Origin of the sequence: Methanohalophilus euhalobius, assembly GCF_900215215.1 — an archaeon.
GTDB classification, from domain to species: domain Archaea; phylum Halobacteriota; class Methanosarcinia; order Methanosarcinales; family Methanosarcinaceae; genus Methanohalophilus; species Methanohalophilus euhalobius.
Genome location: NZ_OBDR01000003.1, coordinates 93,660 through 107,762 on the forward strand (window position 1 = coordinate 93,660; position 14,103 = coordinate 107,762).

Annotated in this window: 18 protein-coding genes; 7 read left to right on the forward strand and 11 right to left on the reverse strand. The window is 46.0% G+C overall.

Annotation, left to right across the window (positions count from 1 at the left end):
* Window positions 1–545: 545 nt before the first annotated feature.
* The 3 genes from CP947_RS04310 to CP947_RS04320 are packed head-to-tail and all read right to left on the reverse strand — an operon-like array spanning window position 546 to window position 3,828.
* Window positions 546–2,324, reverse strand: a complete 1,779-nt coding sequence (locus tag CP947_RS04310) for an adenosylcobalamin-dependent ribonucleoside-diphosphate reductase (protein WP_243641519.1) — start codon at window positions 2,322–2,324, stop codon at window positions 546–548.
* A gap of 53 nt (window positions 2,325–2,377) precedes the next feature.
* Complete coding sequence (locus CP947_RS04315; protein ID WP_096712018.1) at window positions 2,378–3,484, reverse strand: SO_0444 family Cu/Zn efflux transporter; 1,107 nt, start codon at window positions 3,482–3,484, stop codon at window positions 2,378–2,380.
* The gene (locus tag CP947_RS04320; RefSeq protein WP_096712019.1) at window positions 3,481–3,828 is read right to left on the reverse strand and encodes an ArsR/SmtB family transcription factor; all 348 of its coding nucleotides are present in this window, start codon (window positions 3,826–3,828) and stop codon (window positions 3,481–3,483) included. Before CP947_RS04320 ends, CP947_RS04315 begins: the two co-directional genes overlap by 4 nt.
* A gap of 184 nt (window positions 3,829–4,012) precedes the next feature.
* Between CP947_RS04320 and CP947_RS04325 the strand changes: the two genes are divergently transcribed.
* Window positions 4,013–4,588: a flavodoxin family protein gene (locus CP947_RS04325; RefSeq protein WP_096712020.1), complete on the forward strand. Its 576-nt coding sequence runs from the start codon at window positions 4,013–4,015 to the stop codon at window positions 4,586–4,588.
* 103 nt (window positions 4,589–4,691) lie between these two features.
* On the opposite strand, the gene CP947_RS04330 is transcribed toward CP947_RS04325, so the two are convergent.
* A complete protein-coding gene (locus CP947_RS04330; protein ID WP_096712143.1) occupies window positions 4,692–5,846 on the reverse strand; it encodes a S1C family serine protease in 1,155 nt (384 codons plus the stop codon).
* Between the two features lie 163 nt (window positions 5,847–6,009).
* Between CP947_RS04330 and CP947_RS04335 the strand changes: the two genes are divergently transcribed.
* Window positions 6,010–7,008 (forward strand): sensor histidine kinase, encoded by a 999-nt coding sequence (locus tag CP947_RS04335; RefSeq protein ID WP_165868980.1) that lies wholly within the window; start codon window positions 6,010–6,012, stop codon window positions 7,006–7,008.
* On the opposite strand, the gene CP947_RS04340 is transcribed toward CP947_RS04335, so the two are convergent.
* Window positions 6,997–7,410, reverse strand: coding sequence for an HIT family protein (locus CP947_RS04340; protein ID WP_096712022.1), 414 nt, complete (start codon window positions 7,408–7,410; stop codon window positions 6,997–6,999). The two genes, CP947_RS04335 and CP947_RS04340, sit on opposite strands and share 12 nt — an antisense overlap.
* Window positions 7,411–7,550: 140 nt before the next feature.
* On the opposite strand from CP947_RS04340, the gene CP947_RS04345 reads away from it, so the two are divergent.
* From CP947_RS04345 to CP947_RS04365, 5 genes are read left to right on the forward strand one after another with little or no spacing between them, the layout of a single operon-like run.
* Window positions 7,551–7,796 carry a FeoA family protein gene (locus tag CP947_RS04345; protein ID WP_096712023.1) on the forward strand — a complete coding sequence of 82 codons (246 nt, stop codon included), beginning with the start codon at window positions 7,551–7,553 and terminating at the stop codon, window positions 7,794–7,796.
* Window positions 7,793–8,047, forward strand: coding sequence for a FeoA family protein (locus CP947_RS04350; protein WP_096712024.1), 255 nt, complete (start codon window positions 7,793–7,795; stop codon window positions 8,045–8,047). Before CP947_RS04345 ends, CP947_RS04350 begins: the two co-directional genes overlap by 4 nt.
* Window positions 8,040–10,028: a ferrous iron transport protein B gene (gene feoB, locus CP947_RS04355; protein ID WP_096712025.1), complete on the forward strand. Its 1,989-nt coding sequence runs from the start codon at window positions 8,040–8,042 to the stop codon at window positions 10,026–10,028. Before CP947_RS04350 ends, feoB begins: the two co-directional genes overlap by 8 nt.
* 13 nt (window positions 10,029–10,041) lie before the next feature.
* On the forward strand, window positions 10,042–10,494 hold the full coding sequence (locus tag CP947_RS04360) for a hypothetical protein (protein ID WP_096712026.1): 453 nt from the start codon (window positions 10,042–10,044) through the stop codon (window positions 10,492–10,494).
* A gap of 1 nt (window position 10,495) precedes the next feature.
* Window positions 10,496–10,786, forward strand: coding sequence for a FeoC-like transcriptional regulator (locus tag CP947_RS04365; protein ID WP_096712027.1), 291 nt, complete (start codon window positions 10,496–10,498; stop codon window positions 10,784–10,786).
* A 137-nt stretch (window positions 10,787–10,923) separates the two neighbouring features.
* On the opposite strand, the gene CP947_RS04370 is transcribed toward CP947_RS04365, so the two are convergent.
* From CP947_RS04370 to CP947_RS04390, 6 genes are read right to left on the reverse strand one after another with little or no spacing between them, the layout of a single operon-like run.
* A complete protein-coding gene (locus CP947_RS04370; RefSeq protein ID WP_096712144.1) occupies window positions 10,924–11,886 on the reverse strand; it encodes a formylmethanofuran dehydrogenase in 963 nt (320 codons plus the stop codon).
* Between the two features lie 10 nt (window positions 11,887–11,896).
* Complete coding sequence (locus CP947_RS04375; RefSeq protein ID WP_096712028.1) at window positions 11,897–12,280, reverse strand: ATP-binding protein; 384 nt, start codon at window positions 12,278–12,280, stop codon at window positions 11,897–11,899.
* Window positions 12,281–12,294: 14 nt separating this feature from the next.
* Window positions 12,295–12,627 carry a CGGC domain-containing protein gene (locus CP947_RS04380; protein ID WP_096712029.1) on the reverse strand — a complete coding sequence of 111 codons (333 nt, stop codon included), beginning with the start codon at window positions 12,625–12,627 and terminating at the stop codon, window positions 12,295–12,297.
* Window positions 12,617–13,453, reverse strand: coding sequence for a DUF166 domain-containing protein (locus tag CP947_RS04385; protein WP_394328814.1), 837 nt, complete (start codon window positions 13,451–13,453; stop codon window positions 12,617–12,619). The genes CP947_RS04380 and CP947_RS04385 overlap by 11 nt, the downstream gene beginning before the upstream one ends.
* 20 nt (window positions 13,454–13,473) lie before the next feature.
* A complete protein-coding gene (locus CP947_RS10500; RefSeq protein WP_164909002.1) occupies window positions 13,474–13,614 on the reverse strand; it encodes a hypothetical protein in 141 nt (46 codons plus the stop codon).
* A gap of 25 nt (window positions 13,615–13,639) precedes the next feature.
* Window positions 13,640–14,065: a peptidylprolyl isomerase gene (locus tag CP947_RS04390; protein ID WP_096712030.1), complete on the reverse strand. Its 426-nt coding sequence runs from the start codon at window positions 14,063–14,065 to the stop codon at window positions 13,640–13,642.
* Between the last annotated feature and the right edge of the window lie 38 nt (window positions 14,066–14,103).

The window sequence follows — 14,103 nt, forward strand, 5'->3', positions numbered from 1 at the left end:
TTGAGTTTAAATATGATATCAATAAAATAATCAAGGTAACCAGTTTTTTCTTTTGTGTTTTTCGCTGGAATTACGGATAGATTAAACTTCTCTTTTTTGTTTATGATAGAAAAGGATACGTATGAATAGAAAGATTTCGGTCTCTGTAGAAACTCTTTCTTCTAACTTTCACTAATGTATTATTTATATAAGAAAAGTCCCAATGTAATTTTGGCTAAAATAAACACAAAGGGAGTGAATATATTTTGTTCCAGATTTAAGATCTGGAACTCCCATTATATCTATAATTGAATGGCATGTCAAAAGATTAATTAAAATTTATCGATTCAGTTATGTCTGTAGCTGGAGGATCACATCTTTCGATTTAACTTCAAGAATGACACAACCTGAATGCATGGCATATGTCATGCCCTGAAAAAAAACGGATCTCATACCAGTGGTACATTTTATTCTCAAGTATGCATCAAAAATTACTGGAATATTTCTGGGTGATTTATGCATCCGGCAGTATTCGACTCCTCAAAACCGGACAATCACAATTTACCTCACTCACATCCGTTTTTCGTACAGGCCTTTACCGTTGCAGTGCTATCATCCCTTTTCTTCCCGGTCCCCCCGATCTCCAGCACCTGCTCTGCCTTGCTTCCATAACGGTAAGCAGCAATTCCCTTACACTTCAACCGGTAGGCCAGCATGTAGATCTCCCGGAAAGCCTCCTCCGTAGCCTCATGAGGCAGGTTCACGGTCTTGGCAACAGCATTATCCACATGCTTCTGGAAAGCCGCCTGCATCCTCACATGCCAGCGGGGTTGGATCTCCAGGGCGGTGGCAAAAACCCGTCTGGTATTTTCCGGTATATTCGGACTGTTCTGGAGGGATCCGGTTTCGGCAACTTCCTCCATCAGCTGTGTGCTGTAGAACCCGTGTTTCCTTGCCATCTCCTCAAAAACAGGATCGATCTCTGTCAGCCGGGTTCCCATCACATTGCGCCTGTAGGTGAGGGCAAACATCGGTTCAATTCCTGAAGTGGTATTTGCAATTATGCTCAGGCTGCCTGTGGGGGCCACGGTATTCACCGTTGCATTGCGCATTGCAGGATAATCCCTTGCAAGAGTACTCCTGTGAAAATTCGGGAAACTGCCCCGTTGCTCACCGAGTTCCACAGATTTTTGCACGGCTTCTTGCCGGATGAACTTCATCACTTCTTCCGCTGTCGCGATTCCTTCCTCACAATCATAGGGAATGCCCAGGCGTGCCAGCATGGCGGCAAATCCCATAACACCCAGGCCGATCTTGCGGTTTTGTTTTGTCCTCTGCTCGATTTCCGGCAGGGGATATTTGTTGGCATCGATCACATTATCCAGGAAATGTACTCCTGTATGGACCGTTTCCTTCAATTTCTGCCAGTCGATAGCCCCTCTCCTGACCATCCGTGCCTGGTTGATCGAGCCGAGGTTGCAGGATTCATAGGGCAAAAGAGGCACCTCTCCGCAGGGATTTGTACTCTCGATTGTGCCGACTGCACTCAGGGGATGTCTGCGGTTGATCTCATCCAGGAAAAGCAGGCCGGGATCTCCGGTCTGGCAGGCACACGTCACTATCCGGTCAAATACATCCCGCGCCTTTAATCTCTTCTCAACTTTACCGGTTCGGGGATTTACAAGGGCATAATCCCTGTCCTGGCTGACAGCCTCCATAAATTCATCCGTCACACCCACCGAGAGATTGAAATTGCGCAGCATATCCTCCTTTTCCTTGGCCCCGATGAACTTGCAAATATCCGGATGGTCAACTCTCAGTACTCCCATATTGGCTCCCCTGCGCCTGCCGCCCTGCTTGATCACATCCGTTGCCTTGTCAAAGATCGTCATAAAGGAAAGGGGTCCGGAAGCCACGCCTTCTGTGGAGCGCACAGGGTCTCCCTCCGGTCGCAGGTCTGAAAAGGAAAATCCTGTGCCACCGCCGGATTGATGGATGAGGCTCATATCCTGCAGGGACTTGAAGATACTTTTCAGGGAATCTTCCACAGGCAGCACAAAACACGCACTCAATTGCCCCAGTTCGGTGCCTGCGTTCATGAGGGTGGGGGAATTGGGAAGAAACTCCAGATCTGCCATTACCTGATAAAAATTATCTTCAGTTTTTTCCACACTGTATCCGTAGCTGCTGTCGACTCTGGCAATAGCCTTTGCAACTCTGCTGAACAACTCGTCGGGCTTTTCTGCGACTTTCCCCTTTGCATTCCTTAAAAGGTAGCGCTTTTCCAGCAACGTTTTTCCATTGGCGGACAATTTGGATTCGATTGCTTTATCCTCTTTACCCATACAAACCCCCATTTTAAGATTGGGCTAAGGTGCTTTATAATTACTTCGCCGTTTCAGGAGCAATCCTGGCATTCATCACTTTCCCTTCTCTGTATCAGGGAATAGGTGATCATTATTGCCAGGAGCAACGCAAAGAAAGTTTTCACTTCTGCAGGCAGCAGGTCACTTGCACTTCCCGCAATGGTCGTTGCCTCAATTCCCATTCTAATGTATATGAGGTCGAGCAACATCCCAAATACCAGCGCAAAGAGGGCTATCATTGCAAGATAAATGGTAACAGCCTTTTTGCCCATAAACTTCGTAACCATTGTAATGGTTGCAGCATTGGTGGCCGGCCCTGCAAGCAGGAACACAAATGCGGTACCCGGGCTCATCCCTTTGGCGATAAGGGCGGCTGCCAGGGGCGTGGAAGCGGTGGCGCAGATGTAGAGGGGAATCCCTACAAACAGCATCAGGATCATCGAACCGATCCCGCCTCCAAGGTAGCCTCCCACAATTTCCGCCGGGACAATATAGGAAATCACTCCTGCTATCAGCAGCCCCACAACAAGCCACTTTGCAATATCTCCCAGCAGTTCCACGTAAGCATATTTTATGGCATCAATGGCTCGCTCTTTCAGGCCTGCTTGGCCGCAATCATCACCGCCGCAATCACAACCCGGATTTGTTGCCTCTTCCTTTTTTGAAAGCATAGTGGGGTTTGAGAGTGTATTTGTCACGTCCTTTTCCATAATATTGCTTGTAATTCCTGCTCCCAATGCGGTTATGAAGGTAGCAACAGGTCTGAATACTGTCATAACGGGATCAAGCAGGGCATAGGTGATTGCGATTGAGTCAGCTCCGGTCTGGGGCGTCGATATCAAAAAGGACAGGGTGGCACCATTGTTTGCTCCTCTTTTTTTCAGGGACATTGCCGCAGGTATCACACCACAGGAACATAGGGGCAGGGGAATGCCGGCAATAGAAGCTTTGAGGACCGAACTGAATCTCCCGGCCCCGCTGCCGAGATGCCCGATAATCTTCTCATTGGAAACCACAAGTTCCAGCAGTCCCGCAATTCCAAAACCCAGGAAAAGATAGGGTGCAGCCTCTTCGAAAAGGTACCAGGTCTCGTGTATTATTCCGGCCAGAATTTCCATAACGTTTTGTGCAATGCTCATCGGTATTCCTCAATAATATGCTGTCTGCATGTTTCGATCAGCAGCCTGACATGTTCATCTGCAATGTAGTAGACCGCAAACCGCCCCTCCTTCCTGACCCTCACAAGGTCTAGCTGGCGTAGTATCCGCAGATTGTGGGATATTGCAGACTGTGAGGCTCCAAGTGCTTCACTGAGTTCACATACGCACATATCCTTTTTTTTGAGTAAGAACAGGATATTCAGGCGTGCTGATGATTGCAGTGCCTGAAATATGGCAGACATGCGCGTAATTGTTTCAGGAGGGGGAATTGTGAGTTTTTCAATCTGGTTTTTATCCATGCGTTTGCAGGCTGAATTATCCATGAACACATAATCAATCCTTCATATATATAAATCTGTTTCTCTGTGGAATGGAAAAATTAACCGTAAAGTTCCTTCTCCAGTAATTATCTGAATGATTTGAGCGGAAAGTAGTATAATTGTTATATAGGGGAGTGGATAATGCAATTATTGGATATATGTTGTCTAAAGACAAGAAGGTATTAAAATGAAGGTTGTAGCATTCAATGGAAGTCCCAGGGAAGACGGGAACACCGCAAAGCTCGTCAAAAATGTATTTTCAGAACTCGAAAGGCAGGGAATTGAGACCGAAATGATTCAGCTGGGAGGCATCCCTGTCATGGGATGTACTGCCTGCATGAAGTGTTTTGAGAACAAGGACCGCCGATGTGTCATATCCAGTGACCTGATCAATGAATGTATAGAAAAGATGATTGAGGCCGACGGGATAATTATTGCAAGCCCTACATACTTTGCCGATCTGACTACGGAAACAAAAGCCCTGATTGACAGGGCGGGTTTTGTAGGCAAAGCAAACGATGAACTTTTCAAACATAAGGTCGCAGCAGCGGTTGTGGCTGTCAGGAGAGCAGGTGCCCTTCACGCATTTGATTCCATCAACCACTTTTTCTTGCTCTCCCAGATGGTCGTACCGGGTTCAAGCTACTGGAATATAGGAATGGGGCTTGCCCCGGGGGATGTAGAGTCTGATACAGAAGGAATGCAGACAATGCAAAACCTTGGCCAGAATATGGCCTGGCTTATGAAAAAGATCAATGGCTGAGTGGCCACATGTTTCCTTTTTGTGGATACGTATTTCCCGTGTATGAAAATGCGTGTCCATAAACTCTCTTATTCTCCCGTCTCATCAAGTATATTTGGACAATTCATTCCGGGCGTGAGCCAAGTTCCAGTTGTGTTGTCATTTTTTCCCCATCTCTGTAATACTCAAGTTCAATCTCATCACCCGGCTGTTTCTCACTTATATGCGCTATGATCTGGTCACTGTTGTAGACTTCAACCCCGTCTACTTCTACAATGATATCCCCGTTGATGAAGATTATTTCGTCATTGATCTTTACTTCTTCTGCACTTTTCAGCCCGGCCTCCTCGGCAGGTCCGCCTTCCACTACAACCACGACCATTACTCCTCTGGCCGCCTCCTCATTAAGGTCCATGAAATCTGCTGCCCTGGGACTTACAGGTAGCATCTGTATACCAATCCAGGAATGATCATATTCTCCTTTTTCTATTATGGCATCGGCAACCATCCGGGCTTTATTGGAAGGTATAGCAAAACCCAGATTATCTCCGCTACGGGCACGGTTGACTCCGATCACTTTCCCTGAGAGATCAATAAGCGGCCCTCCTGAATTGCCCGGGTTTAACGGTGCATCGGTCTGTATAACATTTGGGATGGAAAATCCGTTTGTTGTAGACATTGTCCTGCCCGTGGCACTGACAATTCCATGTGTTACACTTCCCTCAAGTCCGAAAGGCGTACCTATTGCCATCACCATCTGAGCAGGATTTATCCTGGATGAGTTGGCCATTGGCAGAGGATAGGGCTGGCAGGTTTCATCACAGGGGACTTCATCGACTTTTAATACCGCAATATCAGAATATACATCAGTGCCCGTGATTTCAGCATCCATTACCACTCCGTTGCTGAAATATACTTCTACGGAATCAGCACTTTCCACGACATGCTGGTTCGTTACGATATACCCTTCTGCATCATAAAGAAATCCCGATCCGCCACTTATGAATTGGTTTCCGTTAATTTCTCCTTCTGCCCTTACGGAGACAACCGAATCAAAGACCAGATTATAGAGATTCTCATATATTTCACCGGAACTGCCGTTGATTATTATGTTTGAAACATTGCTCTCAGGAATATCCGTAGCCGGTGTTTCCTCTCCGTAAAGTATTGTTGTTAAACTGATCCCGAGTACAAATCCGATAAGGAGAAACAATATTGCCATCAGGGGTAGTACGTTTCCTTTTTCTTCCCTGTGCAGAGAAACTGGAACTATCATCATGGTATCCATTGTCGGTAACATTTATTGCGTTTTCGTCTCTTAATAATCATTCTATGAAGTTCATACACAATATTACTTATACTTGTGTACTATATTTGATTGGATTTGAGTTGGCATGCATACGGAAAACAAATTCTATAAAATATGTATCTTCCTTTTTCTTTTGACTCTGCTACTATGGTTGTCTATTTTCCCTCTGAAATCCTCATTTGATACCGGAGATGTAGCTGTTGAAGGATTGTACCTGTTTTGTGCTTTACTTTCTCTTTTGATTATCTATAAATTGGATGACGCAAGGTTGGTTGCAGGCTGGTTTCTGTTTGTTTATGGTCTGTTTGTTGATTTTTTGGATGAGTTTACCCATGAACCGGATTTTCTCAGCGTTTATTTTGAAGCATTTCTCACCGCATCCGGACTTCTCATTATTGCCTCTGGTTTTTATTATCATTTGAGGGAATGGGAACAAACAAACGAACAATTGAGATATGAAATATCCTTCAAGGAAACCCTGCTGGATGTCATGCGTCATGATCTTTTGAATCTGGCAAATGTTGTAAAGGGTTATTCTGATCTCTTATCAATGACCAACCCTGATCCCGATACAACCAGATATTTAGACAAGATCCGCAAAGGGAACGATGCCCAAATAAAGATGATCAAAGATATATCAGAACTTGCACGTTTGGAATCCGTTACAGCAATCACATTTCAGGAGATGGATTTATCATTAATCCTGAAAGAGGCCCTGAATGAATCGGCATTCCTGTATCATGAAAGAAATATACAGATTATCAATGAACTTGAGGGAGCCTATCCGGTCCATGCGAACAATATTCTGAAACAGGCATTTGTCAATATATTATCTAACGCTGCCAAATATTCTCCGGAGGGCAGTTCTGTCAGGATATATGCAGAAGATGTGGATGCATACTGGAGGATAAATATAGCAGATAGCGGCCCGGGTATTGCTGATGAAGATAAAGTTCATATCTTCAAACGCTTCAGCAGGGCTCATAAAGGCAGCACCAGTGGCAGTGGCATAGGCCTTGCAATTGTGTGGCACATCATCCTGTTGCATAAGGGTTCGGTGAACGTGCATGATAATCCTGCAGGTGGCTCAATATTCAGTCTGGAAATTCCTAAAGTCAATTCAGAATTTTGAGTGAATGACTGAAGCGAGTTGTTCGAGTTCCTCCCTGTCAGGATTGGAATCCACAATGGTATGCATTGATCCTCCGCCGTCATTTTCATAACGAGGAATTATATGCACATGGACATGGGGTACAGTTTGCCCGGCAACCAGGCCATTGTTAATCCCGATATTAACCCCCGGCGCCTCAGTAACTGCAATGACTTTTTTAGCGATCCTGTTGACAGAAGCGAATAATTCGGCTGTCTTTTCCTCACTCATTTCCAGGAAACTGGTTATGTGTTCCTTTGGCAGGACGACTGTATGTCCTCTGGATGTGGGATAGATGTCGAGGAACGCATAGGCATGCTCATCTTCATACACTTTGTGGGAGGGAACTTCTCCGGCTATTATTTTGCAAAATAGACAATCCATGTTTTTCACCTACTTCTACTGGTTGCTTTTATTTTATAACAATTCTGGACTCTCTATTTTAGGCAATACGAAACTTTTAAATCATATAGAAAATATGCAGGACTATAAGTTAGGATACCCCAACATTAGGATGTTGTGAAATGAGCAATAAAACATTGGATTTATTGGATGCGGGTCAAAATGCCCGTGTAATCCAGGTAAAAGGCAAAGGTCCTTCCAGGCGGCGCCTGCTTGAAATGGGGATGGTACCGGGAGTTGTCCTTAGCGTGACAAAGAAGGCCCCGATGGGTGACCCGGTGGATTTCAAGTTGAAAGGCTACAACCTTTCCCTGCGCAAACAGGAGGCACAGATGATTGTCGTAGAGGTTACTGGAGGAGTAAAATGACATCAAGGATCCCTCTTGCAATGTATCCAACCGGGCAGACATGCCGGATTTGCGATGTGTGTGCCGGAAAAGGGCTAAAAAGAAGACTCATGGAGATGGGTTTGACCCCTGAATCCATTATTCAGCCCCTGGGGTGTAACAGGGGGTCTTTTCTGGTATTGGTAAACGGTACACGTTATGCCCTGGGCAGGGGAATGGCCAATAAAATAATAGTTGAGCCAGTTTACGGGGAGGTGCCACAGTTTGGCTGAAAAGATAAAAGTTGCAGTGGCAGGCAATCCCAATGTGGGTAAAACCACAATCTTCAATGCTCTTACCGGAGCACGTCAGAAGGTAGGTAACTGGCCCGGTGTGACTGTAGAAAAGAAGGAGGGCACAAAGAAACACAAAGACCATATCCTGGAAATTGTAGATCTGCCGGGTACTTACAGTTTAACGGCCTATTCGGCCGATGAAGTGGTTGCCAGGGATTACATCCTTGAAGAGAAACCCGATGTTGTTGTACAGGTCCTGGACTCCACAAATCTTGAAAGAAACCTGTACCTGACATCCCAGCTGCTTGAAATGGGTACCAATTTGGTTCTTGCCTTGAACATGTCAGATCGTGCCGAAACACGGGGGGACGATATTGATATCCGCAGACTTGAAAGCCTGTTAGGTGTTTCTGCAATTAAAACCGCGGCAAACGAAGGAAGAGGTATCAATGCGCTTCTGGATTCTATTGTGAACAAAACAGAAAGTAACCCTCCCCTTCCTCATGAAATCGGCTATGGTGGCAGAGTGGAAGAAAATATCTGTGCACTGGAGGAAATTCTGGGCAGTGATCGGGAATTATCAAAAAATTATCCCTCTCGCTGGATGGCTGTGAAATTGCTTGAAGGGGATGAGAATGCCCTTTCCAAATTATCTTCAAGCAGCATTGAAGGAAAAGTGCAGAATTTCCTTTCGGATCTTGACCATGAAGAATACGAAGTTGAAATGGCAGATAAAAGGTATGAGTTTATAGGTACCCTGCTGCCCCAGGTCTGCACAACCTGTGCTGAAGATGTATCTCCCTCGGATATGGTGGACAAAGTCATCACCAACAAGTATCTGGGTATTCCTATCTTCCTCACCCTGATGTGGGGTATGTTCGAACTGACCTTTGCTTTTGCCACTCCTTTTATGGAACTGATCGACATGTTCTTCGGGTGGCTGGCGGCAGCGGTTACCTCAAACATTGAAACTGTTTGGCTTGCTTCCCTTCTGGGTGATGGTATTGTTGCCGGTGTGGGATCTGTCCTGCTCTTTGTGCCCAATATTTTCATCCTGTTCTTCGTCATCGCCCTGCTTGAAAGCAGCGGCTATATGGCAAGAGCTGCCTTCATAATGGACAGACTGATGTATACAATGGGATTGCAGGGCAAGTCATTCATTCCCATGCTCACAGGCTTTGGGTGCTCCGTTCCTGCTATAATGGCAACCCGTACTTTGGAGGATGAAAAGGACAGGCTCATCACGATGCTGGTTACGCCCTTCATGTCCTGTGGAGCCAGGTTGCCGGTGTATATTCTGCTTGCGGGAACATTTTTCAGCAGGCAGGCAGGTTCGGTAATTTTCGGTCTGTATGTATTGGGGATACTTGTGGCTATTGTTTCGGCCAAACTCTTCCGGACATTCATCGCTAAAGGCCAGCCGTCTCCTTTCATCATGGAACTCCCTCCTTATACCAGGCCTTCACTGAAGGATTCCCTGCAACACATGTGGAATCAGGGCTACCTCTACCTCAGGAAGGTCGGGACAATAATTGTCGGTGGGGTCGTGCTCATCTGGCTGTTGGCCTACTTCCCGCAGGGGGCAGACTATGGTAGTGCTGATAGTCTGATAGGCTCACTGGGTAAATTGATCGAACCCCTTGTAGCCCCTCTTGGATTTGACTGGAAAATAGCCGTTGCACTGGTCTTCGGATTTGTGGCCAAGGAAATTGTAGTGGGTTCCCTGGGGACCCTGTATGGTACAGGGGAAGGTGAGGCTCTGTCCTCTGCCTTGGTGGCAGACCCGGGTTTCACTCCTGCAATAGCCCTGGGGCTAATGGTGTTCACTCTGCTCTATGTGCCCTGCATAGGAGCTGTTGCAGTTATCAAGAAAGAAACGGGTTCATGGAAATGGATGTTTTTCCAGGCGGCATATTCAACAGCAGTGGCCTGGATACTGGCACTGGTGACAATAGGTGTTGGAAATATAGTTCTTTAATGAGGTGAGTTTAATGGAAAAAAATCATAATGGTTTGAAGTATATTTCCCTGCTGTGGGGAATACTGTATATGGCCGCAGGCCTGGTTCAGGTCGCCAAGGGAGTGGGTCTTCTGCCCGCTTCCCTTGTATCCTCCAGTCTGTTACCTGCTGAGCTGGCCGGGGGTCTTGTGCTTGTGGTAATCGGTGCGGTATTTTTCGTCGCAACCTTTGAGTTTTCAAAGGACTCCTTTGAAGGATCCGCCTATGCCTATGTGGGAATATTGCTCTGCCTGGTGTTCGGCACCCTGTATTTCCTGAGTATGGTAGCAGATCTTATCAATGCCTATATACTTGCCATGGAAGGTTACGAAAAATGGACATTTGTTGACAGTTTCAAACCAGCATTGTATCTGGGCATTTTATCCGGGGTTGTATATGCTGTCTGGAAAAACAGGTTTAAACCGGTAAATCAGGGAGGATTTTAAGATGGTTCTGGGATACAAGTATGTATTGAAAAAAATGGCAGAAATGGATAGAAGGGGCAGCATCTCCTTCAATGCCCTGTCTGCGGAAATGAATATGAACACCCGGCAACTGAAAGGCATGCTTGAATTAATGGAAAAAATGGGGCATGTCAGGAAAATCGGAGACATTAATGAAAACCCCGAGCTTCTTTCCTGTGGCACCTGTAAATCCTGTGGATGCTGTAATCGTGGGATTTCCTATGGTACTACATACCAGCTTACCGATAAAGGTCGGAGGGTGTGCAGTACCTGATTACTTTGATTGGTCCGGCCAGCAGTTGAATGGTATGATATCACTCCCTTTTTGCAACAGCGCCATTTCTCCGTTTGGCAAACGAGCTTCCGGCCGGATCATTCATCTTTCTTATTTAGGTCGATTGCTGAAAAGTCTTAATCCACAGGCCTTCTGACCAGGGAGCCGTCACGCATCTTGATCGTTATATATTTGCCTTCTTCTCCGGCTTCGTATTTATTGTAACGCAAAACCTCAAATCTGCCGGCATCTGTGAGTTTCCTTATTGTGCGTATATCTTCGTGGCCGATTTTCCCTTTTTTTGCAGGTGGGTCAATATTGGCCTTTTTCTTTGAATATATGGTCCCGCCTTTCATGTCCGCCCCGACATGGCTGCCTGCATCATCTGCCAGCAGTATTCCGTTTTTCATATATGCACCGGCAAAGGCTTCACATTTACCCTCTACGTAAACTGTTCCGCCATTGAGATGGGCTGCAGTATTCATGCCGCTATCCCCTTTGATTAGCAACATTCCTCTTTCCATCAGCAATCCGTTTCCGTTGCCTGCATCTCCTTCTACTGTAATGCTGGCCTCACAATTGCAACGGGCTGCCAGGGTATTGCGCAGGATTCCATCATTGAGCAGGAGATTATTTCCTTCCAGTTTGTTTAGCAGCAGTTTTTCCTGCAATTCCTCGCAGACCAATTCCGTGATTGACACGAATTTGCGATATCCTTCCCTATCGGATTCAACTTCCACTATATTTCCCATGGGTTTTCCGATGTCGCCCATTATGTATAGGTTGCCGGATACCATTCCCATCCCTGCTTCAGCGCCAACATCACCGTCTATTATGATGTTGCCGGCATTTTCTGTCTTCCCGCTGCCTCCAAGGTGGGATATGCTGGTGCCCATTCCCTGAGCAAGCCGTTTTCCGACATCACCGATAATCTGTACAGTACCTGTCTTTTTGAGATGATCGACTATTTCCCTGTATGTGTACTCTGTGCCTTGCTGGTGGGGGATGACAGAATCCGGATTGAAATCACTATTCCAGCAAAAGTTGTAAGTGTAATCGCAGAGGTTGTCCGGCGGATTTGATAGTTCGATCGTGATCATGTTTCCACCCTTAACCATGAATGAGTGCAGGCAGACAGCGGGTACAGACCCAGATGCTTTCTTTTCCATGTCTCAGGGGCATCAGGTATCTCTCATTTTCATCCCTGTCACACTTAAAGCAGTGTATTGACCCGGCTTCGGTATATTTTTCTTCATTCTCCTGCATTTCTTTAACTGCCTGCGGATTGAAATCCATGGTCTGCCTTTCTTCAATGGATATTGCATCCTGTGGACAGACCCCGATACAGAATCCCATGCCATCGCACAGTTCTTCAGATACGACTTTAGCTTTACCATCTATTATCCGGATGGCACCCTCGGCACAGGGGCTGACACATTTGCCACAACCATTGCATTTTTCCTCGTCTATTTTGACTATCATCCGATTTATCATTTTCAAGCCTTCCGTTAATGATGTGTACCTTCCACAACTTCAATTCCTGTATTTTCCAGTGTCTGCCTTATTGAGTCCACATGAGGACATTCCGGATAATTTTCCATTTGCATACAGGAACTGAGATGTACTGTTTCCACTCCGTGTTTTTTCAGGGACCGGGCAAGCCTGAACACCCTTCTCCCCGGGCATCCGCCGCATGTGAAAAATGCGGTCATATCCGTATTTTCATCGTAATCACTGAAAGCGACTGTTTTTTCATTGAATGCCTTGAAACATCCTATCCCGGGGCAGGTTTCTGCAACGATAGCACAGCGAACTACTGCTATTTTCTTGTTATCTGGCATTTGTATTCTCCTTTTGTGCATTATCCAGTGCAGAGCCCACACTTTCCCGGACAATATAGCCTGCTTTGTGCAGTATGGTATCCCCGATTTCAGGATCATTATCCATACTTGCAGTACAGGGATATGCATGATGGGCAGAGGAAACCGTTTCCTTGAAATCTGCAGCTTCGGTATAGACAAGTTTACGGGCAACAAACCATGTGCATCCGCAGGGAGCATCCCTGATTACCCGTGCGGTTGTGATTTCCTCATTATCAAGTATTATTTCGATTTTGGGTTTCCCAAACCCTATTTCCACGAATCTGTCAATTACATGTTGGCCTGTTTTCTCAAGGCTGCAGAAAGGCTTGGGGAAAGCATATTCGATTCCCTCTTTCTGAAGTTTTTCTGCAACCTGGCGGACAAGGCCTGCCGGGGCGTGTTTGGGATTTTCAACAGGTGCTATCACGCCTTTTGCATGTGCTTTTTTCGCAACTGTCGGCAGGCCGGCAAATAAATCCGGATGCAGATCCATTGCAAGGAACAGATCACAGGGTTTCAGGTCAGCAGGCAGGTATTCTTCCGGCTCTTCCACAAATTCAGGCAGATCTGCGGGCAGTTCATGGATTTCTGTAAGGAACCCGGAATAGGATTTGCGTCCCTGTCGACAGTGATCGCAGGCTTCCCCGCAGGATGTGCAGAACTGATCGGAATTTATGAGATTGCCCAGCACCTTTTTCCCGAATTCCCCGCTGTACAGGACACTTATTCTTATTGGTTGCGGATCTGCTAAGGTACGACCTCCTGGATATATTTTGTATATCAGGTATATTAGTAATACTGGCATATAAAGAAGGGAGTATCTATTCAGATACCGCCCAATTCAGGAAGCCAGGCAATCCTGATTATGTACAGGAGAACCAGAATCAATATTGCCAGCAGGATCAATATTTTCATTTTGCAAAAGAAAAATCCGGCAGATTTGCCTATCCTGAATATAAAATCCATTCCCCACTATTACCACCTATTGTTTTCACTCTTCCACTACACGCAGGCGGTTCATTACATCGCCGGGTTTGATTTTATATACAACGTCCATTCCATCAATGACTTTTCCAAAAACCGTGTGCATACCGTCCAGGTGGGATTGGGGGGAATGGGTTATGAAGAACTGACTTCCCCCGGTATCCTTGCCTGCATGGGCCATTGACAGGGCGCCCTTTGTATGCTTGCGGGGATTTATTTCGCATTTGATCGTGTAACCCGGCCCACCTGTTCCATCGCCCTTGGGGCATCCTCCCTGTATCACAAAATCAGGAATAACCCTGTGAAAGTTCAGGCCATTATAGAATCCCTGCTTGATAAGTTTTTCAAAATTGGCAACCGTTCGGGGTGCATCATTCTCGAATAATTCAAGCACGATGTCTCCCTTGTCTGTCTCGATAATGGCTTTTTTCATTTTGAAACTCCGTTTTAATGTCGTTTTGAAATTTGAAT